The organism is Streptococcus mitis SK575, from assembly GCF_000257865.1.
Classification (GTDB): domain Bacteria; phylum Bacillota; class Bacilli; order Lactobacillales; family Streptococcaceae; genus Streptococcus; species Streptococcus mitis_CQ.
In genome coordinates this window covers 1-23,320 of the sequence record NZ_AICU01000048.1, presented here as the reverse complement: position 1 = coordinate 23,320, position 23,320 = coordinate 1, and the positions used below count along the sequence as shown (strand labels likewise).

Annotated in this window: 20 protein-coding genes; 15 read left to right on the top strand and 5 right to left on the bottom strand. The window is 41.1% G+C overall.

The window, feature by feature from the left end; all coding sequences use genetic code 11:
• From ftsA to HMPREF1048_RS06230, 14 genes are all read left to right on the top strand, one after another.
• Complete coding sequence (gene ftsA, locus HMPREF1048_RS06300) at positions 1-1,374, top strand: cell division protein FtsA (protein WP_000090384.1); 1,374 nt, start codon at positions 1-3, stop codon at positions 1,372-1,374.
• 16 nt (positions 1,375-1,390) lie between these two features.
• Positions 1,391-2,650 (top strand): cell division protein FtsZ, encoded by a 1,260-nt coding sequence (ftsZ, locus tag HMPREF1048_RS06295; protein ID WP_000144273.1) that lies wholly within the window; start codon positions 1,391-1,393, stop codon positions 2,648-2,650.
• A 4-nt stretch (positions 2,651-2,654) separates the two neighbouring features.
• Positions 2,655-3,326, top strand: a complete 672-nt coding sequence (locus tag HMPREF1048_RS06290; protein ID WP_001101098.1) for a YggS family pyridoxal phosphate-dependent enzyme — start codon at positions 2,655-2,657, stop codon at positions 3,324-3,326.
• A 9-nt stretch (positions 3,327-3,335) separates the two neighbouring features.
• Entirely contained in the window at positions 3,336-3,875 is a 540-nt protein-coding gene (locus HMPREF1048_RS06285; RefSeq protein WP_000053379.1) for a cell division protein SepF, read from the top strand.
• Positions 3,875-4,138, top strand: a complete 264-nt coding sequence (locus tag HMPREF1048_RS06280) for a YggT family protein (RefSeq protein ID WP_000576506.1) — start codon at positions 3,875-3,877, stop codon at positions 4,136-4,138. Before HMPREF1048_RS06285 ends, HMPREF1048_RS06280 begins: the two co-directional genes overlap by 1 nt.
• The gene (locus HMPREF1048_RS06275; RefSeq protein ID WP_001032409.1) at positions 4,135-4,920 is read left to right on the top strand and encodes a YlmH family RNA-binding protein; all 786 of its coding nucleotides are present in this window, start codon (positions 4,135-4,137) and stop codon (positions 4,918-4,920) included. Before HMPREF1048_RS06280 ends, HMPREF1048_RS06275 begins: the two co-directional genes overlap by 4 nt.
• 8 nt (positions 4,921-4,928) lie before the next feature.
• Complete coding sequence (locus HMPREF1048_RS06270; RefSeq protein ID WP_001123203.1) at positions 4,929-5,810, top strand: DivIVA domain-containing protein; 882 nt, start codon at positions 4,929-4,931, stop codon at positions 5,808-5,810.
• Between the two features lie 252 nt (positions 5,811-6,062).
• Complete coding sequence (gene ileS, locus HMPREF1048_RS06260; protein ID WP_000768052.1) at positions 6,063-8,855, top strand: isoleucine--tRNA ligase; 2,793 nt, start codon at positions 6,063-6,065, stop codon at positions 8,853-8,855.
• Between the two features lie 402 nt (positions 8,856-9,257).
• A complete protein-coding gene (locus HMPREF1048_RS06255) occupies positions 9,258-9,638 on the top strand; it encodes a hypothetical protein (protein WP_000837844.1) in 381 nt (126 codons plus the stop codon).
• Between the two features lie 13 nt (positions 9,639-9,651).
• Positions 9,652-10,128, top strand: coding sequence for a hypothetical protein (locus tag HMPREF1048_RS06250; protein WP_000831502.1), 477 nt, complete (start codon positions 9,652-9,654; stop codon positions 10,126-10,128).
• Positions 10,129-10,375: 247 nt separating this feature from the next.
• The gene (locus tag HMPREF1048_RS06245; RefSeq protein ID WP_000240129.1) at positions 10,376-11,068 is read left to right on the top strand and encodes a phosphoglycerate mutase; all 693 of its coding nucleotides are present in this window, start codon (positions 10,376-10,378) and stop codon (positions 11,066-11,068) included.
• A gap of 52 nt (positions 11,069-11,120) precedes the next feature.
• The gene (locus tag HMPREF1048_RS06240; RefSeq protein WP_000620711.1) at positions 11,121-13,532 is read left to right on the top strand and encodes a glycoside hydrolase family 95 protein; all 2,412 of its coding nucleotides are present in this window, start codon (positions 11,121-11,123) and stop codon (positions 13,530-13,532) included.
• 130 nt (positions 13,533-13,662) lie between these two features.
• Entirely contained in the window at positions 13,663-14,364 is a 702-nt protein-coding gene (locus HMPREF1048_RS06235; protein ID WP_000323394.1) for an ABC transporter ATP-binding protein, read from the top strand.
• A 1-nt stretch (position 14,365) separates the two neighbouring features.
• Positions 14,366-17,074, top strand: a complete 2,709-nt coding sequence (locus tag HMPREF1048_RS06230; RefSeq protein ID WP_000595899.1) for an ABC transporter permease — start codon at positions 14,366-14,368, stop codon at positions 17,072-17,074.
• Between the two features lie 209 nt (positions 17,075-17,283).
• On the opposite strand, the gene tpx is transcribed toward HMPREF1048_RS06230, so the two are convergent.
• From tpx to HMPREF1048_RS06205, 4 genes are all read right to left on the bottom strand, one after another.
• The gene (gene tpx / locus HMPREF1048_RS06220) at positions 17,284-17,775 is read right to left on the bottom strand and encodes a thiol peroxidase (RefSeq protein ID WP_004248740.1); all 492 of its coding nucleotides are present in this window, start codon (positions 17,773-17,775) and stop codon (positions 17,284-17,286) included.
• A 122-nt stretch (positions 17,776-17,897) separates the two neighbouring features.
• Positions 17,898-18,827: a metal ABC transporter substrate-binding lipoprotein/adhesin PsaA gene (gene psaA, locus HMPREF1048_RS06215; RefSeq protein ID WP_000733076.1), complete on the bottom strand. Its 930-nt coding sequence runs from the start codon at positions 18,825-18,827 to the stop codon at positions 17,898-17,900.
• A gap of 31 nt (positions 18,828-18,858) precedes the next feature.
• Positions 18,859-19,707 (bottom strand): metal ABC transporter permease, encoded by an 849-nt coding sequence (locus tag HMPREF1048_RS06210; RefSeq protein WP_000559776.1) that lies wholly within the window; start codon positions 19,705-19,707, stop codon positions 18,859-18,861.
• On the bottom strand, positions 19,704-20,426 hold the full coding sequence (locus HMPREF1048_RS06205) for a metal ABC transporter ATP-binding protein (RefSeq protein ID WP_000619162.1): 723 nt from the start codon (positions 20,424-20,426) through the stop codon (positions 19,704-19,706). Before HMPREF1048_RS06205 ends, HMPREF1048_RS06210 begins: the two co-directional genes overlap by 4 nt.
• A gap of 176 nt (positions 20,427-20,602) precedes the next feature.
• On the opposite strand from HMPREF1048_RS06205, the gene pepO reads away from it, so the two are divergent.
• The gene (gene pepO / locus HMPREF1048_RS06200) at positions 20,603-22,495 is read left to right on the top strand and encodes an endopeptidase PepO (protein ID WP_000199255.1); all 1,893 of its coding nucleotides are present in this window, start codon (positions 20,603-20,605) and stop codon (positions 22,493-22,495) included.
• A 129-nt stretch (positions 22,496-22,624) separates the two neighbouring features.
• Here the strand turns inward: pepO and HMPREF1048_RS06195 are convergent, their stop codons facing one another.
• Positions 22,625-23,254 (bottom strand): MBL fold metallo-hydrolase, encoded by a 630-nt coding sequence (locus HMPREF1048_RS06195; RefSeq protein WP_000690863.1) that lies wholly within the window; start codon positions 23,252-23,254, stop codon positions 22,625-22,627.
• Positions 23,255-23,320: the final 66 nt, after the last annotated feature.

Below are 23,320 nucleotides of genomic sequence, written 5' to 3'. Positions count from 1 at the left end.
ATGGCTAGAGAAGGCTTTTTTACAGGTCTAGATATTGGAACAAGCTCTGTCAAGGTGCTTGTAGCTGAGCAGAGAAATGGTGAATTAAATGTAATTGGCGTGAGTAATGCCAAAAGTAAAGGTGTAAAGGATGGAATTATTGTTGATATTGATGCAGCAGCAACTGCTATCAAATCAGCAATTTCCCAAGCAGAAGAAAAAGCAGGCATCTCAATTAAATCAGTGAATGTTGGTTTACCAGCTAATCTCTTACAGGTAGAACCAACTCAAGGAATGATTCCAGTAACATCTGATACCAAGGAAATTATGGATCAAGATGTCGAAAATGTTGTCAAATCAGCTTTGACAAAGAGTATGACACCTGATCGTGAAGTTATCACATTCATTCCTGAGGAATTTATTGTGGATGGTTTTCAAGGGATTCGTGACCCACGTGGTATGATGGGGGTTCGCCTTGAAATGCGTGGTTTACTTTATACAGGTCCTCGCACTATTTTACATAACCTACGTAAGACAGTTGAACGTGCAGGTGTTCAGGTTGAAAATATTATTATTTCACCACTAGCAATGGTTCAATCTATTTTGAATGAAGGTGAACGTGAATTTGGTGCTACAGTGATTGATATGGGGGCAGGTCAAACGACTGTCGCTACAATCCGTAACCAAGAACTTCAGTTTACCAATATTCTCCAAGAAGGCGGAGATTATGTAACTAAGGATATCTCTAAAGTCTTGAAGACATCACAGAAACTAGCCGAAGGTTTGAAATTAAACTATGGAGAGGCTTATCCTCCTCTCGCAAGTAAAGAAACATTCCAAGTCGAAGTGATCGGGGAAGTAGAACCTGTTGAAGTAACAGAAAATTACTTGTCAGAGATTATTTCTGCACGTATTAAGCATATTTTTGAACAAATCAAACAAGACTTAGACAGAAGACATTTATTGGATCTTCCTGGTGGAATTGTTTTGATTGGTGGAACGGCTATTTTACCGGGTATTGTGGAGCTTGCTCAAGAAGTTTTTGGTGTTCGTGTGAAACTCTATGTTCCAAACCAAGTTGGGATTCGTAATCCAGCCTTTGCGCATGTGATTAGTCTATCAGAATTCGCGGGACAATTGACAGAAGTACATCTCTTGGCTCAACGAGCAGTCAAGGGTGATGAAGGATTATTCCAACAACCGCTTAGTTTTGGGGGAATGATTCAGAAAACAGCTCAGTTTGTACAATCAACGCCTGTTCAACCAGCTCCTGCTCCAGAAGTAGAGCCGGTGGCGCCTACGGAACCAATGGCGGATTTCCAACAAGCTTCACAAAATAAACCGAAATTAGCAGATCGTTTCCGTGGCTTGATCGGAAGCATGTTTGACGAATAAAGAGGAAAAATAAATTATGACATTTTCATTTGATACAGCTGCTGCTCAAGGTGCAGTGATTAAAGTAATTGGTGTCGGTGGAGGTGGTGGCAATGCCATCAACCGTATGGTCGACGAAGGTGTTACAGGCGTAGAATTTATCGCAGCAAACACAGATGTACAAGCATTGAGTAGTACAAAAGCTGAGACTGTTATTCAGTTGGGACCTAAATTGACTCGTGGTTTGGGTGCAGGAGGTCAACCTGAGGTTGGTCGTAAAGCTGCTGAAGAAAGCGAAGAGACACTGACGGAAGCTATCAGTGGTGCAGATATGGTCTTCATCACTGCTGGTATGGGAGGAGGCTCTGGAACTGGAGCTGCTCCTGTTATTGCTCGTATTGCTAAAGATTTAGGTGCTCTTACAGTTGGTGTTGTAACACGTCCGTTTGGTTTTGAAGGAAGCAAACGTGGACAATTCGCTGTAGAAGGAATCAATCAACTACGTGAGCATGTAGATACTCTATTGATTATTTCAAACAACAACTTGCTTGAAATTGTTGATAAGAAAACACCGCTCCTGGAGGCTCTTAGCGAAGCAGATAACGTTCTTCGTCAAGGTGTTCAAGGAATTACCGATTTGATTACCAATCCAGGATTGATTAACCTTGACTTTGCCGATGTGAAAACAGTTATGGCAAATAAAGGGAATGCTCTTATGGGTATTGGTATCGGTAGTGGAGAAGAACGTGTGGTAGAAGCAGCACGTAAGGCAATTTACTCTCCACTTCTTGAAACAACAATTGATGGAGCAGAAGATGTGATTGTCAACGTAACTGGTGGTCTTGACTTAACCTTGATTGAGGCAGAAGAGGCTTCACAAATTGTGAACCAGGCAGCAGGTCAAGGAGTGAACATCTGGCTCGGTACTTCAATTGATGAAAGTATGCGTGATGAAATTCGTGTAACAGTTGTCGCAACGGGTGTTCGTCAAGACCGCGTAGAAAAGGTTGTGGCTCCACAAGCTAGACCTACTACTAACTACCGTGAGACAGTAAAGCCAGCTCATTCACATGGCTTTGATCGTCATTTTGATATGGCAGAAACAGCTGAATTACCAAAACAAAATCAACGTCGCTCGGAACAAGCTCAAGGCTCTGCTTTTGGTGATTGGGATTTACGTCGCGAGACAATTGTTCGTCCGACTGATTCAGTAGTGTCACCGGTAGAACGTTTTGAAATTCCAAATTCGCAAGATGAAGATGAGTTGGATACACCTCCATTTTTCAAAAATCGTTAAGTAAATGAATGTAAAAGAAAATACAGAACGTGTTTTTCGGGAAGTCGCAGAAGCAAGTCTGAGTGCTCATCGCGAGAGTGGCTCAGTCTCTGTCATTGCAGTTACCAAGTATGTAGATGTACCGACAGCGGAAGCCTTGCTTCCGCTAGGGGTTCATCATATCGGTGAAAATCGTGTAGATAAGTTTCTAGAGAAATATCAAGCTTTAAAAGATCGAGATGTGACTTGGCATTTGATTGGTACCTTGCAAAGACGTAAGGTGAAAGATGTCATTCAATACGTTGATTATTTCCATGCATTGGATTCAGTAAAGCTAGCAGAGGAAATCCAAAAAAGAAGTGACCGAGTCATCAAGTGTTTCCTTCAAGTAAATATTTCTAAAGAAGAAAGTAAACACGGCTTTTCGAGAGAAGAATTATTGGAAGTCTTGCCAGAGTTGGGCAAACTAGATAAGATTCAATATGTTGGTTTAATGACGATGGCACCTTTTGAGGCTAACAGTGAGCAGTTGAAAGAAATTTTCAAGGCGACCCAAGATTTACAAAAAGAAATCCAAGAAAAACAAATTCCAAATATGCCTATGACCGACTTAAGCATGGGAATGAGTCGTGATTATAAAGAAGCGATTCAATTCGGTTCCACCTTTGTTCGCATAGGTACAGCATTTTTTAAGTAGGAGAGAACCATGTCTTTAAAAGATAGATTCGATAGATTTATAGATTATTTTACGGAGGATGAGGATTTAAGTCTCCCTAATGAAAAACGAGATGAGCCTATTCTAACTCCAGTAAATTCTACACAGGAAAAGGCTCTCTCAACGAATCAAACACCAAGCACAAGTAGTACAAAAGAAAATAATATTACTAGACTGCATGCACGTCAACAAGAGTTAGCAAAGCAAAATCAGCATTCTACTGAAAAAGTAACAATTGATGTTCGTTATCCTAGAAAATATGAAGATGCGATAGAAATTGTTGATTTATTAGCAGGAAACGAAAGTATTTTGATTGATTTTCAATATATGACTGAAGTGCAAGCTCGTCGTTGTTTAGATTATCTGGATGGAGCTTGCCATGTTCTAGCTGGAAATTTGAAAAAGGTAGCTTCTACCATGTACCTGTTGACACCAGTGAATGTTATTGTAAATGTTGAAGATATTCGTTTACCAGATGAAGATCAACAGGGTGAGTTTGATTTTGATATGAGACGAAATAGAGTACGATGATGATTTTTTTAATTCGTCTGATTTATAATGCAGTGGATATTTACTCCCTGATTTTGGTAGCCTTTGCTGTCATGTCTTGGTTTCCAGGCGCCTACGAATCAAGTCTGGGTCGCTGGATTGTAGCATTGGTAAAACCAGTGCTTGCTCCTTTGCAACGCCTGCCTTTACAGATAGCAGGTCTTGATTTATCTGTTTGGGTTGCGATTGTTTTGGTTCGATTTTTAGGGGAAAACTTAGTGCGTTTTCTGGCGATGATAGGATGAATAAAGGGATTTACCAGCATTTCTCTATAGAAGATCGTCCCTTTCTTGATAAGGGAATGGAATGGATAAAGAAGGTAGAAGATAGCTATGCTCCTTTTTTAACTCCTTTTATCAATCCTCATCAGGAGAAGCTATTAAAAATTTTAGCCAAAACCTATGGTCTTGCTTGTAGCAGTAGTGGGGAATTCGTCTCAAGTGAGTATGTTCGAGTTTTATTATACCCAGATTATTTCCAGCCAGAGTTTTCAGATTTTGAAATATCTCTCCAGGAAATAGTGTATTCCAATAAATTTGAACACTTAACGCATGCTAAGATTTTAGGGACAGTCATCAATCAATTGGGGATTGAGCGGAAACTTTTTGGAGATATCCTAGTAGATGAAGAACGGGCGCAGATTATGATTAATCAGCAATTTCTTCTTCTCTTTCAAGATGGATTAAAGAAAATTGGCCGTATACCTGTTTCGCTGGAGGACCGTCCTTTCACCGAGAAAATAGATAAGCTAGAACAGTATCGAGAGCTGGATTTATGTGTGTCTAGTTTTAGATTAGATGTTCTTTTATCAAATGTTTTGAAACTATCTAGAAATCAAGCAAACCAGTTGATTGAAAAGAAACTTGTCCAAGTAAATTATCATGTGGTAGACAAATCAGATTATACTGTTCAAGTTGGAGACTTGATTAGTGTGAGAAAATTTGGGCGCTTGAGGTTGCTTCAAGATAAGGGACAAACTAAAAAAGAGAAGAAAAAAATAACAGTCCAGTTATTATTAAGTAAGTGAGGAAAAATATGCCAATTACATCGTTAGAAATCAAAGATAAAACCTTTAGCACACGTTTTAGAGGTTTTGATCCAGAAGAAGTAGATGAATTTTTAGATATTGTAGTTCGTGATTATGAAGATTTGGTTCGTTCTAATCATGATAAGGATTTACATATTAAAAATTTGGAAGAGCGTTTGTCTTACTTTGATGAGATGAAAGATTCGTTGAGCCAGTCTGTATTGATTGCCCAAGATACAGCTGAGAGAGTGAAACAAACAGCACACGATCGTTCAAATAATATTATTCATCAAGCTGAACAGGATGCACATCGATTATTGGAAGAAGCAAAATACAAGGCAAATGAAATTCTTCGTCAGGCAGCTGATAATGCTAAGAAAGTTGCTGTTGAAACCGAAGAATTGAAGAACAAGAGTCGTGTCTTCCACCAACGTCTTAAATCTACAATTGAGAGTCAGTTGGCTATTGTTGAATCTTCAGATTGGGAAGATATTCTTCGTCCAACAGCTACTTATCTTCAGACAAGTGATGAAGCCTTTAAAGAAGTGGTTAGCGAAGTACTTGGAGAACCGATTCCAGCTCCAATTGAGGAAGAACCAATTGATATGACACGTCAATTTTCTCAAGAAGAAATGACAGAGTTACAGGCTCGTATTGAGGCAGCCAATAAAGAATTGGCTGAATTTGAAGCTCAAGCTAAACAGGAAGTGGAAAACCCAACTCCTGTAGTGAGTCCTCAAATTGAAGAAGAACCAGCTCATCCAGTTGGTCCAATGTATGAAGAGCCAGAAGTAGCTCCAAGCCATTACTCAGGACCAACACCAGCTACTGAAGCTGTAAACTCAGCACCAGGATTTGATGCACCGCAAGAATCCGTTACAATTTTATAAGAAATAATCTGAGAACAATATCTTATCCTTATATTTCCAGCGAGCAGGAGATGGTGTGAGTCCTGTAATCCCTATTGATAAGATTATCCTCTCAAACAATCAAGTCTGAATGGAGTAAGATTTGACGTTTCCCACGTTACGGGATAAGAGGGAGAAAGACTAAATCTTTTTCCAAATAAAGGTGGTACCACGATTTTCGTCCTTTTTGGCAGTCGTGGTTTTTAATTTGTTATTATTTATAAAGGAGATACCATGAAACTCAAAGATACCCTTAATCTTGGGAAAACAGCTTTCCCAATGCGTGCAGGCCTTCCGACCAAAGAGCCAGTTTGGCAAAAGGAATGGGAAGATGCAAAACTTTACCAACGTCGTCAAGAATTGAACCAAGGAAAACCTCATTTCACCTTGCATGATGGCCCTCCATACGCGAACGGAAATATCCACGTTGGACATGCTATGAACAAGATTTCAAAAGATATCATTGTTCGCTCAAAATCTATGTCAGGTTTTTACGCACCATTTATCCCGGGTTGGGACACTCATGGTCTGCCAATCGAGCAAGTTTTGGCAAAACAAGGTGTCAAACGTAAAGAAATGGACTTGGTTGAGTACTTGAAACTTTGCCGTGAATACGCTCTTTCTCAAGTAGATAAACAACGTGAAGACTTTAAACGTTTGGGTGTTTCTGGTGACTGGGAAAATCCATATGTGACTTTGACTCCTGATTATGAAGCAGCCCAAATCCGTGTATTTGGTGAGATGGCTAATAAAGGTTATATCTACCGTGGTGCCAAGCCAGTTTACTGGTCTTGGTCATCTGAGTCTGCCCTTGCTGAAGCAGAGATTGAATACCATGACTTGATTTCAACTTCCCTTTACTATGCCAACAAGGTAAAAGATGGCAAAGGTGTTCTAGATACAGATACTTACATCGTTGTCTGGACAACTACTCCATTTACCATCACAGCTTCTCGTGGTTTGACTGTTGGTGCAGATATTGATTACGTTTTGGTTCAACCTGCTGGTGAAACTCGTAAGTTTGTCGTTGCTGCAGAATTATTGACTAGCTTGTCTGAGAAATTTGGCTGGGTTGATGTTCAAGTTTTGGCAACTTACCGTGGTCAAGAATTGAACCACATCGTAACAGAACACCCATGGGATACAGCTGTAGATGAATTGGTTATCCTTGGAGACCACGTTACAACTGACTCTGGTACAGGTATTGTCCATACAGCCCCTGGTTTTGGTGAGGACGACTACAATGTTGGTATTGCTAATGGTCTTGAAGTCGCAGTGACTGTTGACGAGCGTGGTATCATGATGAAGAATGCTGGTCCTGAGTTTGAAGGTCAGTTCTATGAAAAGGTAGTTCCAACTGTTATTGAAAAACTTGGTAACCTCCTTCTTGCCCAAGAAGAAATTTCTCACTCATACCCATTTGACTGGCGTACTAAGAAACCAATCATCTGGCGTGCAGTACCACAATGGTTTGCCTCAGTTTCTAAATTCCGCCAAGAAATCTTGGACGAAATTGAAAAAGTTAAATTCCACTCAGAATGGGGTAAAGTCCGTCTTTACAATATGATTCGTGACCGTGGCGACTGGGTTATCTCTCGTCAACGTGCTTGGGGTGTTCCACTTCCTATCTTCTACGCTGAAGATGGTACAGCAATCATGACTGCTGAAACGATTGAACACGTGGCTCAACTCTTTGAGGAACATGGTTCAAGCATTTGGTGGGAACGTGATGCCAAAGACCTCTTGCCAGAAGGATTTACTCATCCAGGTTCACCAAATGGCGAGTTCAAAAAAGAAACTGATATCATGGATGTTTGGTTTGACTCAGGTTCATCATGGAATGGAGTTGTGGTAAACCGTCCTGAGTTGACTTACCCAGCAGACCTTTACCTAGAAGGTTCTGACCAATACCGTGGTTGGTTTAACTCATCACTCATCACATCTGTTGCCAACCATGGCGTAGCACCTTACAAGCAAATCTTGTCACAAGGTTTTGCCCTTGACGGTAAAGGTGAGAAGATGTCTAAATCTCTTGGAAATACCATTGCTCCAAGCGATGTTGAAAAACAATTTGGTGCTGAAATCTTGCGCCTTTGGGTAACAAGTGTAGACTCAAGCAACGACGTGCGTATCTCTATGGATATCTTGAGCCAAGTATCTGAAACTTACCGTAAGATTCGTAACACTCTTCGTTTCTTGATTGCTAACACATCTGACTTTAACCCAACTCAAGATTCAGTAGCTTACGATGAACTTCGTTCAGTTGATAAGTACATGACTATTCGCTTTAACCAGCTTGTCAAGACCATTCGTGATGCCTACGCAAACTTTGAATTCTTGACAATCTACAAGGCCTTGGTGAACTTTATCAACGTTGATTTGTCAGCATTCTACCTTGATTTTGCTAAAGATGTTGTTTACATCGAAGGTGCCAAATCACTGGAACGCCGTCAAATGCAGACTGTCTTCTATGACATTCTTGTGAAAATCACCAAACTCTTGACACCAATCCTTCCTCATACAGCAGAGGAAATCTGGTCATACCTTGAGTTTGAAGCAGAAGACTTCGTTCAATTGTCAGAATTGCCAGAAGCACAAACTTTTGCTAATCAAGAAGAAGTCTTGGATACATGGGCAGCCTTCATGGACTTCCGTGGACAAGCTCAAAAAGCCTTGGAAGAAGCGCGTAATGCAAAAGTAATCGGTAAATCACTCGAAGCACACTTGACAGTTTATCCAAATGAAGTTGTGAAAACTCTACTCGAAGCAGTAAACAGCAATGTTGCTCAACTTTTGATCGTGTCAGACTTGACCATCGCAGAAGGACCAGCTCCAGAAGCTGCCGTTAGCTTCGAAGATGTAGCCTTTACAGTTGAACGCGCTGCAGGTGAAGTATGTGACCGTTGCCGTCGTATCGACCCAACAACAGCAGAACGTAGCTACCACGCAGTTATCTGTGATCACTGTGCAAGCATCGTAGAAGAAAACTTTGCGGACGCAGTCGCAGAAGGATTTGAAGAGAAATAAGGTTGAAAAATCTAGGGAAAACTCAATTTGAGAAGAAAAGACAACTAATCTTATAGACTATAAAACGCATTGTATCACGTTTTTGAACACCTGATATGATGCGTTTTTATTTATTTTGAAAATTTGTGAGGTGTGACTTTTTATACCCAACAAGAATCAAAGAGAAACTTAGCAAGCTAACAGCAGTAAGATAAAATACGAATTTGATATTACGGATAAGATTGGTAAATTGTGTCACATTTTTACAATAATAAATTTGTATAGTTACTTTTGATTTCTGAAGAGTATTATATTTTATTTCATATTATACAAATTTTTATTTTATAATATCAGAAAATACTTTTTTTTTTTAGCAAATATGATACAATTTTATTTGAAAAAAAATAAAAAGGAGATTTTATTATGAAATCAAAAACACTTGCTTTGATTAGTGGTATCGTCGGTCTTGTGGGAGGAATTTTACTTCTTATTGGTCCTTTTGTCTTGTTGGGAACAGCGGTAAATACAGCTGCTACAACTCTTAATGGAGGAGCTACTGCAGGGGCTGTTTCAGGTGTTGCCTTACTCTTGAATGCCTTGAAGATTGCAAATCTTGTTCTTGGTATCATTGCTATTGTTTACTATAAAGGAGATAATCGTGTAGGTGCAGCTCCGTCTGTACTAATGATTGTTTCAGGTGGAGTTAGTCTCATTCCATTCTTAGGATGGGTTGGGGGGATTCTTGCTATTATTGGAGGATCTCTATTCCTTGCAACATTGAAGAAATTCAAATCAGAAGAATAAAAGGTATTTTAGCATGAAAAGAACAAAAAAGTTTATCGGTCTAGGAGCAGTTCTATTATCTGTTTCTCTTCTCGCTGCATGTGGAGCACAAAATGCAAAGACTACTTCAACAAGTAGTGATGAGAAGACAGTAGCAACATCTAATACCTCAAAAGAAACAATCACTCTTGATAAACCGGTTGTAACAGACGATGCGATTGAATCAATACGTACTTATGCAGATTATATAGATCTTTATAAAAAGATTTTTGATGATTATTTTACTAAAGCTGAGGAAAGTTTCAAAGGCACAGCTATGGAAAATAATGAGTCGTTTACCAAACTAAAAGAGTCAACTCAAAAATTATTCGATGCGCAGAAAAAAATATATGACTTGCTAGGGTCAACTGAGATCAAGGAAGATGATAAATCAAAATTGTCTCAACAATTGAAAGACTTTAGAGACAATTTGCAAAAACAGTTGAAAACTTTGACATCTCAACTACAGTAAGATAGAAATTTTTTGTAGTAATTGAGAATAATTGGTTAAATTACACCCCAAATGTTAGAAATTGGGGTGTTTTTTAAAGATTAAATAATGATGATAGAATAGAAATAACCAAAAACAATGTGATTGTCAAACATTGTCAAACAGTCCTTTCCTTTTTGGTTTTGACTAGCTTTTTTGTGAAAAATTGTGTAAAATAGAATAGATAAACGAGGGGAAACCTCGGAAAATTTAAAGGAGAATCCATCTAATGGTAAAATTGGTTTTTGCTCGCCACGGTGAGTCTGAATGGAACAAAGCTAACCTTTTCACTGGTTGGGCTGATGTTGATTTGTCTGAAAAAGGTACACAACAAGCGATTGACGCTGGTAAATTGATCAAAGAAGCTGGTATCGAATTTGACCAAGCTTACACTTCAGTATTGAAACGTGCAATCAAAACAACGAACTTGGCTCTTGAAGCTTCTGACCAATTGTGGGTTCCAGTTGAAAAATCATGGCGCTTGAACGAACGTCACTACGGTGGTTTGACTGGTAAAAACAAAGCTGAAGCTGCTGAACAATTTGGTGATGAGCAAGTTCACATCTGGCGTCGTTCATACGATGTATTGCCTCCAAACATGGACCGTGATGATGAGCACTCAGCTCACACAGACCGTCGTTACGCTTCACTTGACGACTCAGTAATCCCAGATGCTGAAAACTTGAAAGTGACTTTGGAACGTGCCCTTCCATTCTGGGAAGATAAAATCGCTCCAGCTCTTAAAGATGGTAAAAACGTATTCGTAGGAGCTCACGGTAACTCAATCCGTGCCCTTGTAAAACACATCAAAGGTTTGTCAGATGACGAAATCATGGACGTGGAAATCCCTAACTTCCCACCATTGGTATTCGAATTCGACGAAAAATTGAACGTAGTTTCTGAATACTACCTTGGAAAATAAAAAATTGTAAGCCTAGAATTGATTTCTAGGCTTTTTATGTTAGTATGGTAGTATGATAAGGAATAAAAAACAAGATTATGTTTTGGCCTATAAGCAACCAGCATCAAGAACATATAAGGGTTGGGAAGAAGAGGCCTTACCGATAGGTAATGGTTCTTTAGGGGTAAAAATATTTGGCCTTATAGGGGCTGAGCGGATTCAATTCAATGAAAAAAGTCTCTGGTCGGGTGGGCCTCAACCAGATAGTTCAGATTATCAGGGTGGAAATCTTCAAGATCAGTATAGTTTTTTAGCTGAGATTCGCCAGGCTTTGGAGAAGAGAGACTACAATACTGCTAAGGAACTGGCTGAACAGCATTTGGTAGGGCCAAAAACGAGTCAATATGGGACCTATCTGTCCTTTGGAGATATTCATATTGAGTTTAGTAATCAAGGCAAGACTTTGTCTCAGGTGACGGATTACCAGAGACAGCTTAATATCAGTAAGGCGCTTGTGACGACTTCTTATGTCTATAAGGGAACGAAATTTGAACGTGAAGCTTTTGCGAGTTTTCCAGATGATCTCTTGGTTCAGCGCTTTACTAAGGAAGGGGCGGAAACTCTAGATTTTACTATAGAACTGTCGCTAAGTCGTGATTTGTCTTCTGATGGAAAGTATGAGCAGGAGAAATCTGATTACAAGGAGTGCCAGCTGGATATCTCTGATTCTTATATCTTGATGAAGGGAAGAGTTAAGGACAATGACCTGCAGTTTGCTAGCTGTTTAGCTTGGGAAACGGATGGGGACATTAGAGTCTGGTCGGATAAGGTTCAGATATCAGGAGCCAGTTATGCCAACCTTTTCTTAGCTGCTAAGACAGATTTTGCCCAAAATCCTGCTAGCAATTATCGCAAGGAACTAGATTTGGAGCGACAAGTAAAGGACTTGGTGGAGACAGCTAAAGAAAAGGGCTATGACCAATTGAAATCACGGCATATTCAGGACTACCAAGCCTTATTTCAGCGTGTTCAATTGGATTTGGGGGCTGAAGTTGACGCATCCAATACAGATGATTTGTTAAAAAATTATAAGCCACAAGAGGGGCAGGCTTTGGAGGAACTGTTCTTCCAGTATGGGCGGTATTTATTGATTAGTTCTTCCAGAGATTGCCCAGATGCTCTACCAGCTAACCTGCAAGGGGTCTGGAATGCGGTCGACAATCCTCCTTGGAATTCGGACTATCACCTGAATATCAACCTGCAGATGAATTATTGGCCAGCCTATGTGACTAACCTCTTAGAGACGGCTTTTCCGGTCATCAACTATATCGATGATTTGCGTGTCTATGGTCGCCTAGCAGCTGCAAGGTATGCAGGCATCGTTTCTCAGAAAGGGGAGGAGAACGGTTGGTTAGTCCATACGCAAGCGACTCCCTTTGGCTGGACGGCACCGGGCTGGGATTACTACTGGGGTTGGTCACCAGCTGCCAATGCGTGGATGATGCAAACTGTTTATGAGGGCTATACATTTTATAGGGACAAAGACTATCTCAGGGAGAAAATTTATCCCATGTTGAGGGAAACGGTTCGTTTTTGGAATGATTTTTTACATGAGGATAGGCAGGCACAGCGTTGGGTGTCTTCTCCGTCTTATTCTCCAGAACATGGGCCGATTTCGATTGGCAATACCTATGACCAATCTCTGATTTGGCAATTATTCCATGATTTTATTCAGGCTGCTCAGGAATTGGGACTGGATGAATCTTTGTTGACTGAGGTCAAGGAGAAGTTTGATTTGCTTAATCCTCTTCAAATCACTCAATCTGGTCGAATCAGGGAGTGGTATGAGGAGGAAGAGCAGCATTTTCAAAATGAGAAAGTGGAGGCCCAGCATCGGCACGCTTCCCATCTGGTGGGCCTCTATCCTGGAACTCTCTTTAGCTATAAGGGAAAAGAGTATCTTGAAGCGGCGCGTGCTAGCCTCAATGATCGTGGAGATGGCGGCACAGGCTGGTCCAAGGCTAATAAGATCAATCTCTGGGCGCGTTTGGGAGATGGCAATCGAGCCCATAAATTATTAGCAGAGCAGTTAAAGTCATCCACCTTGCCAAATCTTTGGTGTAGCCATCCTCCTTTTCAGATAGATGGTAATTTTGGTGCTACTAGTGGCATGGCGGAAATGTTACTTCAGTCTCATACAGCTTATCTGGTACCTCTAGCCGCCCTACCCGATGCTTGGTCAAGAGGTTCTGTTTCAGGCTTAATAGCACGTGGACATTTTGAAGTGAGCATGAGGTGGGAGGATAAAAAACTCTTACAGTTGACCATTTTATCAAGAAGTGGAGGAGATTTGCGAGTTTCTTATCCAGGTATTGAAAATAGTGTGGTTGAAGTGAATCAAGAAAAAGCAAAAGTGAAATGCATAGAGAAAGATTGTATTTCAGTGGCGACAGCAGAAGGCGATCTGGTTCAATTTTATTTTTAAGAAGGTAATAGAAGGCAGTGATTTGAGACTGCCTTTTTTGAAGGATTTGAGAATGTAAGCAGTTTCCAACTAGTTGAAAAAGCGTTATAATGGTAGTAGGAAGTAATTTGTTTGAGAGAGGGTGGGTCTAATGGCTTATATTGAGATGAAACGCTGTTACAAGCGTTATCAGGTTGGGGATACGGAGATTGTGGCCAATCGTGATGTGAATTTTGAGATTGAAAAGGGTGAATTGGTTATTATTCTAGGTGCGTCAGGTGCAGGCAAGTCAACGGTTCTTAATCTTCTTGGGGGAATGGATACCAATGATGAAGGGGAAATCTGGATAGATGGTGTTAATATTGCAGACTATAGTTCCCACCAGAGAACCAATTACCGTAGAAATGATGTCGGTTTTGTTTTTCAGTTTTACAATCTAGTTTCCAATCTGACAGCTAAGGAAAATGTGGAGTTGGCCTCAGAAATTGTGACAGATGCCTTGAATCCTGAGCAAGTCTTGACAGATGTAGGTCTGGCTCATCGTCTCAATAACTTTCCAGCTCAGCTTTCTGGAGGGGAGCAACAGCGAGTCTCCATTGCACGCGCGGTAGCCAAAAATCCTAAAATCCTCCTTTGTGACGAACCGACTGGAGCCTTGGACTATCAGACGGGTAAGCAGGTTTTGAAAATTCTCCAAGACATGTCTCGTCAAAAGGGAGCGACGGTGATCATCGTGACTCATAATGGAGCTTTGGCGCCCATTGCTGATCGCGTGATTCATATGCACGATGCCAGTGTCAAGGATGTGGTGATCAACCAGCGTCCTCAGGATATCGACAGTTTGGAGTACTAGAATGATCAAGCGAAAAACCTATTGGAAGGACTTAATTCAGTCCTTCACAGGCTCCAAGGGGCGTTTTTTATCCATCTTGACCTTGATGATGTTGGGGTCTCTAGCCCTAGTAGGCCTCAAAGTGACTAGTCCCAACATGGAGGCGACAGCTAATGCTTATTTAACAACTGCTCAAACCTTGGATTTGGCAGTTATGTCTAATTATGGTTTGGATCAAGCAGATCAAGAAGAACTAGAACAAATAGAGGGTGCAGAGGTTGAGCTTGGCTATTTGACAGATGTGACTATGGAGAATGGGCAGGATGCCATTCGGCTGTACTCCAAACCAGAGCGAATTTCAACCTTTCAGCTAAGAGAGGGACGACTTCCTCAGTCAGACAAGGAAATAGCTTTGGCCACTCATTTGCAAGGCCAATACAGCGTGGGACAGGAGATTAGTTTTAAAGAAAAAGAAGAGGGTCATTCCTCTTTAAAAGATCATACTTATACCATTACTGGTTTTGTGGATTCAGCTGAAATCCTCTCCCAGAGAGATATGGGCTACGCAGGAAGTGGAAGTGGGACTCTGACAGCCTATGGAGTGATTTTACCTAGTCAGTTTGATCAGAAAGTCTACAATATAGCTCGTTTGAAATATCAAGATTTAGCAGGCTTAAATGCTTTTTCAGTAGCTTATGAAGAAAAATCCAAGCAACATCAGGAAGAGCTTGAACAAGCTTTGTCAGATAATGGCAAGGCACGTCTGCAACTCTTGAAAAAAGAAAGACAAGAGTCTTTAGACAAAGGCCAAGAGACCCTTGACAAGGCTGAGACTAATTTGCAGGAAGGCAAGCGTCGTTTAGCAGCTGCTCAAGCTCGTTTACAGGCTCAGGAAAGTCAACTAGCCTTGCTCCCTCAAGCTCAGAGAGAGCAAGCCAGTGCTCAACTTGTCCAAGCCAAGCAGGAATTGAGCAAGGAAGAGGATAAACTAAAGCAGGCTGAACAAAATCTAGCCCAAGAAAAGGAAAAACTAGAAAAACATCAGCAAGCCTTGGATGATTTGGCTGAGCCCAAGTATCAAGTCTATAATCGTCAGACCATGCCTGGCGGTCAAGGCTACCTCATGTATAGTAATGCTTCAGCCAGTATTCGGGCAGTGGGCAATATCTTTCCTGTAGTGCTTTATGCCGTAGCAGCTATGGTGACCTTTACAACCATGACTCGCTTTGTGGATGAAGAGCGAACACATGCAGGGATTTTTAAGGCCTTGGGCTATCGTAGCAAGGATATTATTGCCAAGTTTCTCCTTTACGGTCTAGTAGCTGGGACTGTCGGAACAGCTCTTGGTAGCATACTTGGCCATTATTTACTAGCCGGTGTGATTTCAAGTGTCATTACAAAAGGCATGGTGGTGGGAGAAACCCAGATTCAGTTCTATTGGACCTATAGTTTATTAGCTCTTGGTTTGAGTTGGTTGGCGAGTGTGTTACCAGCTTATCTGGTAGCTAAGAGGGAACTGCACGATGAAGCAGCCCAGCTTTTACTGCCTAAACCTCCTGTTAAAGGAGCTAAAATCTTACTAGAGCGCATCGGTTTTATCTGGCGTCGTCTCAGTTTTACCCATAAGGTAACAGCCCGCAATATCTTCCGTTATAAGCAACGGATGTTGATGACAATCTTTGGTGTGGCAGGTTCAGTCGCTCTGCTTTTTGCAGGTTTAGGAATCCAATCCTCTGTAGCAGGAGTTCCGTCTAGACAGTTTCAACAAATTCAACAGTATCAAATGATTGTCTCTGAAAATCCTAGTGCGACCAATCAGGACAAGGAAGAGTTGGAAGAAGTGTTGAAAGGGCAGGATATTCAAGATTACCATAAAATCTATTCTAAAACGCTAGACAAGGATTTCAAAGGCAAGGCTGGTCTTCAAACCATTACCCTTATGATGACAGAGAAGGAAGATTTGACTCCCTTTATCCATCTGCAACATCATCAGCAAGAGTTGACATTAAAAGATGGAGTTGTCATCACAGCTAAACTAGCCCAGTTGGCAGGTGTCAAGGTTGGGCAGACTCTAGAAATTGAAGGTCAGGAGCTAAAGGTCGCTGCCATTGCTGAGAACTACGTTGGTCATTTTATTTATATGAACCAAGCCAATTATGAGCAACTTTATGGTCATCTACCCCAAGTCAACACTTATCTGGTTAGGCTAAAGGATTCTAGTGCGCCTAGTATCGAAGGGCAGGCAGGTTTACTCATGAATCAGGCTGCGGTGTCTAGTGTCGTCCAAAATGCTTCAGCCATACGACTCTTTGACTCTGTTGCTACCTCACTCAATCAGACCATGACTATCTTGGTCATCGTGTCTGTTCTATTGGCTATCGTTATCCTTTACAATCTGACCAATATCAACGTGGCTGAGAGAATCCGTGAACTCTCCACTATCAAGGTTCTCGGCTTTCATAATAAGGAAGTCACCCTCTACATTTACCGTGAGACGATTGTACTATCTCTTGTGGGAATCGTACTTGGTTTGGTATCTGGTTTCTATTTACATCAATTTTTGATTCAAATGATTTCGCCTGCGACTATTCTCTTTTATCCGCAGGTAGGCTGGGAAGTATATGTAATCCCAGTGGTAGCAGTAAGCACCATTTTAACCTTGCTTGGTTTCTTTGTCAATCATCATCTGAGAAAGGTTGATATGCTTGAAGCTTTGAAATCTGTAGAGTAATACTCAATGAAAATCAAAGAGCAAACTAGGAAGCAAGCCGTAGGTTGCTCAAAGCACCGCTTTGAGGTTGCAGATAAAGCTGACATGGTTTGAATAGATTTTCGAAGAGTATAAGGTAGTTGTTTTTATCTGATTTAATTTATATTTACTCGTAAACAAAAATCCTCCGTTTCAAAGAGTAGGGAACTCTTTGTGACAGAGGATTTTTTCTATATGGCTTTAGCAGCTGCAATTGCGGCTTCGAAGTTTGGTTCAGAGTTGATATTGTCCACGTATTCAACATAGCGAATAGTATTGTCAGTATCGAGGACAAAGACTGCGCGTGCCAATAGGTGCCACTCATTGATTAAGAGGGCATAATCACGTCCAAAGGAATGGTTGAAATAGTCTGAGAGCATGATGGCATTTTCAATTCCCTCAGTACCACACCAACGTTTTTGGGCAAATGGTAGGTCCATAGAAACAGTCAATACGACTGTGTTATCCAGTCCAGCCAGTTCTTCATTAAAGCGACGCGTTTGAGTTGAGCAGATACCTGTATCGATAGAAGGCACGACACTCAAGACTTTTTTCTTGCCATCAAAATCAGCCAGAGATTTTTTAGAAAGGTCTGTTGTAGTGAGTGAAAAATCAAGTGCCTTGTCGCCGACTTGTAGTTGTTTACCTGTAAAGCTCACAGGATTTCCGAGAAAAGTTACCATAGGATACTCCAATCTTTTTTCTTCCATTTTAGCTGAAACAGTCGGAATTTTCCAATGATTTGACCGGAAATGTATACATAGAAAAAACGCCAGCTCATGTGAGAATGACGTTTTTCAGAGGCTTATTTTGCCAATCCTTCAGCAATCTTGTCAAGGTTGTATTTCATCATGTTGTAGTAGCTGTCGCCTTCTTTACCTTGTTCTGCGATAGAGTCAGTAAAGATTTGAGCGTAGATTGGGATGTTTGTGTCTTGTGAAACAGTCTTCATTGGACGGTCATCCACACTTGATTCTACAAAGAGTGAAGGAGTTTTTGTTTGGCGAAGTTTTTCAACCAAGGTCTTGATTTGGTCAGGAGTTCCTTCTTCTTCAGTATTGATTTCCCAGATATAGGCACTTGGGACACCGTAGGCTTTAGAGAAGTATTTGAAGCATCCTTCGCTGGTTACAATGAGTTTTTTCTCAGCAGGGATGTTGTTAAATTTCTCCTTAGCTTCCTTGTCAAGTTTGTCTAGCTTATCAGTATATTCTTTGAGATTTTTTTCGTAGAATTCCTTGTTGCTAGGGTCTTTAGCGCTCAATTGTTTTGCGATATTTTTAGCAAAGATCATACCGTTTTCAAGGTTAAGCCAAGCGTGTGGGTCTTCTTTGCCTTTTTCGTTTTGACCTTCAAGGTAGATAACATCAACGCCTTCGCTGACTGCAAAGTAATCTTTGTTTTCAGTTTTCTTAGCATTTTCTACCAATTTTGTAAACCAAGCATTGCCACCTGTTTCAAGGTTGATCCCGTTATAGAAAATCAAATCAGCTTGAGATGTTTTCTTAACGTCTTCAGGAAGTGGTTCGTATTCGTGTGGGTCTTGACCAACAGGAACGATACTGTGAAGATCAATCTTGTCACCAGCAATATTTTTAGTAATATCAGCGATGATTGAGTTTGTAGCAACAACTTTTAGTTTTTGACCAGAAGCTGCATCTTTTTTTCCGCTAGCACATGCTACAAGAGCAATGACAGAAAGAAAAAGAACGAGTAATGTACCTAATTTTTTCATTAGATCCTCCAATTTATTGGGGCTTTGCCCCTTATTTTAACAAATGTTTATTTTTCAGTTTCAAATATCGTTGTTTTGGAGCGATAAAGAAGCTAATGAGAAAGAAACTAGCGGCTGTAAGCACGATACTAGAACCTGCCGCAACGTTAAAGCTATAGCCGATAAAGAGTCCCAAAACTGAAGCAGTAGCTCCAAAGGTTGAGGAAAGGAAAATCATGCTTTTCAGGCTATTAGCATAAAGATAAGCAGTTGCAGCTGGGGTAATCAGCATGGCTACAATCAGGATAGTTCCGACACTTTGCATGGCTGTCACAGACACGAGAGTCAAGAGTACCATGAGAAGGTAGTGATAGAAATTGACAGGCATTCCCATGGCTTTAGCCAAGAGTTCATCAAAGGATGTTATCAAGAGTTGCTTGAAGAAAATCCAGATTAACAAGAGAATGGCTGCCCCTACACCCATAGTAATAAACATATCCGTATCTTGGACGGCCAGGATATTACCAAAAAGGATATGGAAAAGGTCAGTTGAACTTTTAGCGACACTAATCAAGATGATACCGAGGGCTAAGAAAGAAGAAAAGGTAATGCCGATGGCGGTATCGCTTTTGATAATCGAGTTTCCCTTGATGTAGGTAATGATGATAGCAGCTAGCAATCCAAAGACAATGGCTCCGATAAAGAAGTCAAGGCCCAAGATGAAGGAGAGGGCTACACCTGGTAAGACAGCATGTGAAATGGCATCTCCCATGAGTGACATCCCGCGTAGAATGATGAAACATCCTACAGCTCCAGCTACAACCCCGATGACAATGGCTGTTATCAAGGCATTTTGTAAGAAATGGAATTTTTGCAATCCATCGATAAATTCTGCAATCATAGGTCACCTCCATTGAAAAAGAGTCGATTACCGTAAGCTTCTTTGAGATTGGCTTCGGTAAAGGTTTCTTTGGTTGGACCAAAGGCAATCACTTCTCGATTGACAAGTAAGACTTGATCGAAGTAGTGGGAAACCTTGCTGAGGTCGTGGTGAACGATGAGAACCGTCTTACCAGCTTTTTTCAAATCTCTCAGCGTATTCATGATGATTTCCTCACTGACAGAGTCAATCCCAACAAAGGGTTCATCCAAGAGGATATAGTCGGCTTCCTGTACCAAACATCTGGCAATCAAAACCCGCTGAAATTGACCTCCAGATAGTTGACTGATTTGACGTTCAGCATAGTCAGCTAGTCCGACGATTTCAAGGGCTTCCTCTACTTTTTTCCAATGTTTAGCATTTAAACTGCGAAAGAGAGGAATAGAGGGAAATAGTCCTAGCGAGACGCATTCCTTGACCTTGATGGGAAAGTTGTAGTCGATATTGATCTTTTGTTCGACATAGGCAATTCGGTGTAAGGATTTTTTAACTTCCTTGTCATCGAGAAATGCCTGACCTTGATGTGGGATAATTCCCAGCATACCTTTTAATAATGTTGATTTTCCAGCACCGTTTGGACCAATGATTCCGGTAATTGTTGGTCCTTGGAGCACTAGTGAAATATCCTTAAGTGCCAACGTTTCTTTATAGGAGACACTGAGGTTTTCGATACGTATCATAAACTTGTATTCCTCCTGACTCTTAATATACCTTAAAAAAAAAATTAAGTCAAGTTAATTTTTCAAAAAATTAAAATAATAACTGAAAATACTAGGAAACCTCAGTTCATTTTTAATTGCATTCCCAGGTAATTTTTGTTAAGCTAAAAGCAAGTATAAATGAAAGCGAGAACAAGATGACACGTTATCAAGATGATTTTTATGATGCAATCAATGGAGAATGGCAGAAGACTGCTGAAATCCCAGCAGATAAGTCTCAAACGGGAGGTTTTGTTGATTTAGACCAGGAAATTGAAGATCTGATGTTGGCGACAACAGACAAGTGGTTGACAGGAGAAGAGGTGCCTGAGGATGCTATCTTGGCAAATTTTGTCAAATACCACCGCCTAGTTCGTGATTTTGATAAGAGAGAAGCTGACGGTATCACGCCTGTTTTGCCTCTCATTAAAGAATTCCAAGAATTGGAGACTTTTGCAGATTTCACAGCTAAACTAGCAGAGTTTGAGCTTGCTGGAAAACCTAATTTCCTTCCTTTTGGTGTATCGCCAGACTTTATGGATGCTCGAATCAACGTTTTGTGGGCTAGCGCTCCAAGCACGATTTTGCCAGATACGACCTACTATGCTGAAGACCATCCTCAACGCGAAGAGCTATTGACTTTGTGGAAAGAATCTAGCGTCAATCTTCTCAAGGCTTATGATTTCTCTGATGTGGAAATTGAAGACTTGCTTGAGAAAAGATTAGAATTGGATCGCCGAGTTGCAGCAGTGGTGCTCTCTAATGAAGAAAGTTCAGAGTATGCTAAACTCTACCATCCATATTCATATGAAGATTTCAAGAAATTTGCGCCTGCCCTACCTCTGGATGACTTCTTCCAAGCCGTTCTTGGACAAGTACCAGACAAGGTTATCGTAGACGAGGAACGTTTCTGGCAAGCAGCAGACCAATTCTATAGTGAAGAGGCATGGCCTCTCCTCAAGGCAACCTTAATTTTAAGTGTTGTTAATCTTTCAACCAGCTATTTAACAGAAGAAATCCGTGTCTTGTCAGGTGCTTACAGCCGTGCGCTTTCAGGAGTTCCAGAAGCCAAAGACAAGGTCAAGGCAGCCTACCAGCTAGCACAAGGTCCTTTCAAACAAGCCTTGGGTCTCTGGTATGCCCATGAAAAATTCTCTCCAGAAGCTAAGGCGGATGTGGAGAAAAAAGTAGCAACTATGATTGATGTCTATAAGGAACGCTTGGCTAAAAATGACTGGTTAACTCCTGAAACTCGTGACAAGGCCATCGTCAAACTCAATGTCATCAAGCCTTATATTGGTTACCCAGAAGAATTACCAGAACGCTATAAGGATAAGGTGGTGGATGAGACTGCTAGTCTTTTCGACAATGCTCTAGCCTTTGCGCGTGTGGAAATCAAGCACAGTTGGAGCAAGTGGAACCAACCTGTAGACTACAAAGAATGGGGTATGCCTGCTCATATGGTCAACGCTTACTACAATCCACAGAAGAACCTAATTGTCTTTCCAGCGGCCATTTTACAGGCTCCTTTCTATGACTTGCATCAGTCATCTTCTGCTAACTACGGGGGTATCGGGGCGGTTATTGCCCATGAAATTTCTCACGCCTTTGATACCAACGGAGCTTCCTTTGATGAAAATGGTAGTCTAAAAGATTGGTGGACAGAGAGCGACTATGCCGCCTTCAAAGAGAAAACACAAAAAGTTATTGACCAGTTTGATGGACAGGATTCTTATGGTGCAACCATCAACGGTAAATTGACTGTGTCAGAAAACGTAGCTGACTTGGGAGGGATCGCTGCAGCGCTTGAAGCAGCTAAGAGAGAAGCAGACTTCTCAGCAGAAGAATTCTTCTACAACTTCGGTCGCATCTGGCGCATGAAAGGTCGTCCAGAATTTATGAAACTTTTGGCTAGCGTCGATGTGCACGCACCAGCCAAACTCCGTGTCAATGTACAAGTACCAAACTTCGATGATTTCTTTACAACCTATGATGTCAAAGAAGGAGACGGTATGTGGCGTTCACCAGAAGATCGCGTGATTATTTGGTAATGCAAAAAGGTAAGTAATTAGAAAAAGGCATCCAATCAGGTCTGAAAACTTGATTGGATGCCTTTTATAATGGAAAGACTTGCTGGATAGTTTACTTAAATTGCGATAGTCATTATCATCAAAATCTTGCTAGAAAAAAGGATTAAAAGTTTTTTCGTGAGCGATAGTAGTAGCTGGACCATGTCCTGGATAGACATCATAGTTTGGTAGAGTGAAAAGTTGAGTCTGGATACTGTGAAGTAGTTGCTCCATGCTACCAGTCGGAAGGTCGGTCCGTCCGATTGTTTCACGGAACAAAGCATCTCCTGTCAAGACTAGGTGAGCATCAGGAAAGACGATAGAAACACCACCGATAGAATGTCCTGGTGTTGGTAAGACAGTGAAACGAAATTCCTCTAGTTGGTATTCTTCGTGAAAGATAAAAGTGTGTTCAGCAGGTTTTGCGACCACATCTGCCATATCATCGTGGCGAGGAAGCCCAGAGAGATTATCGACAGGAGTATAGAGCCAGCTGGCTTCACTCTCAGCGATATAGACAGGAGGATTTCCAAAAGTCTCGCGAACCAAGTCCAGACTCATGATATGGTCATAATGGGCATGGGTCAAGAGAATAGCACAGATTGGTTTGTTAATGTTCTCTATTGTCTGACGAATGGTTTCCCAATGGCTCCCGGGATCGACAACGATGAGGTGCTTTTCGCCTTCTAGGTAATAGGTGTTTTCATAGGCAACAGGATTCACGGTTTTATGGATTTTCATACTAGCTCCAATCTCAAAGAATGCACTAATACTCTTCGAAAATCTCTTCAAACCGCGTCAACGTCG

Excerpts from the sequence above, each read along its gene's own strand:
- HMPREF1048_RS06195 (WP_000690863.1), bottom strand. The coding sequence starts at position 23,254 with ATGAAAATCCATAAAACCGTGAATCCTGTTGCCTATGAAAACACCTAT.
- psaA (WP_000733076.1), bottom strand. The coding sequence starts at position 18,827 with ATGAAAAAATTAGGTACATTACTCGTTCTTTTTCTTTCTGTCATTGCT.
- HMPREF1048_RS06240 (WP_000620711.1), top strand. The coding sequence starts at position 11,121 with ATGATAAGGAATAAAAAACAAGATTATGTTTTGGCCTATAAGCAACCA.
- ileS (WP_000768052.1), top strand. The coding sequence starts at position 6,063 with ATGAAACTCAAAGATACCCTTAATCTTGGGAAAACAGCTTTCCCAATG.
- HMPREF1048_RS06255 (WP_000837844.1), top strand. The coding sequence starts at position 9,258 with ATGAAATCAAAAACACTTGCTTTGATTAGTGGTATCGTCGGTCTTGTG.
- HMPREF1048_RS06275 (WP_001032409.1), top strand. The coding sequence starts at position 4,135 with ATGAATAAAGGGATTTACCAGCATTTCTCTATAGAAGATCGTCCCTTT.
- HMPREF1048_RS06230 (WP_000595899.1), top strand. The coding sequence starts at position 14,366 with ATGATCAAGCGAAAAACCTATTGGAAGGACTTAATTCAGTCCTTCACA.
- HMPREF1048_RS06235 (WP_000323394.1), top strand. The coding sequence starts at position 13,663 with ATGGCTTATATTGAGATGAAACGCTGTTACAAGCGTTATCAGGTTGGG.
- pepO (WP_000199255.1), top strand. The coding sequence starts at position 20,603 with ATGACACGTTATCAAGATGATTTTTATGATGCAATCAATGGAGAATGG.
- ftsA (WP_000090384.1), top strand. The coding sequence starts at position 1 with ATGGCTAGAGAAGGCTTTTTTACAGGTCTAGATATTGGAACAAGCTCT.
- HMPREF1048_RS06250 (WP_000831502.1), top strand. The coding sequence starts at position 9,652 with ATGAAAAGAACAAAAAAGTTTATCGGTCTAGGAGCAGTTCTATTATCT.
- HMPREF1048_RS06290 (WP_001101098.1), top strand. The coding sequence starts at position 2,655 with ATGAATGTAAAAGAAAATACAGAACGTGTTTTTCGGGAAGTCGCAGAA.
- HMPREF1048_RS06210 (WP_000559776.1), bottom strand. The coding sequence starts at position 19,707 with ATGATTGCAGAATTTATCGATGGATTGCAAAAATTCCATTTCTTACAA.
- ftsZ (WP_000144273.1), top strand. The coding sequence starts at position 1,391 with ATGACATTTTCATTTGATACAGCTGCTGCTCAAGGTGCAGTGATTAAA.
- HMPREF1048_RS06285 (WP_000053379.1), top strand. The coding sequence starts at position 3,336 with ATGTCTTTAAAAGATAGATTCGATAGATTTATAGATTATTTTACGGAG.
- HMPREF1048_RS06205 (WP_000619162.1), bottom strand. The coding sequence starts at position 20,426 with ATGATACGTATCGAAAACCTCAGTGTCTCCTATAAAGAAACGTTGGCA.
- tpx (WP_004248740.1), bottom strand. The coding sequence starts at position 17,775 with ATGGTAACTTTTCTCGGAAATCCTGTGAGCTTTACAGGTAAACAACTA.
- HMPREF1048_RS06245 (WP_000240129.1), top strand. The coding sequence starts at position 10,376 with ATGGTAAAATTGGTTTTTGCTCGCCACGGTGAGTCTGAATGGAACAAA.
- HMPREF1048_RS06280 (WP_000576506.1), top strand. The coding sequence starts at position 3,875 with ATGATTTTTTTAATTCGTCTGATTTATAATGCAGTGGATATTTACTCC.
- HMPREF1048_RS06270 (WP_001123203.1), top strand. The coding sequence starts at position 4,929 with ATGCCAATTACATCGTTAGAAATCAAAGATAAAACCTTTAGCACACGT.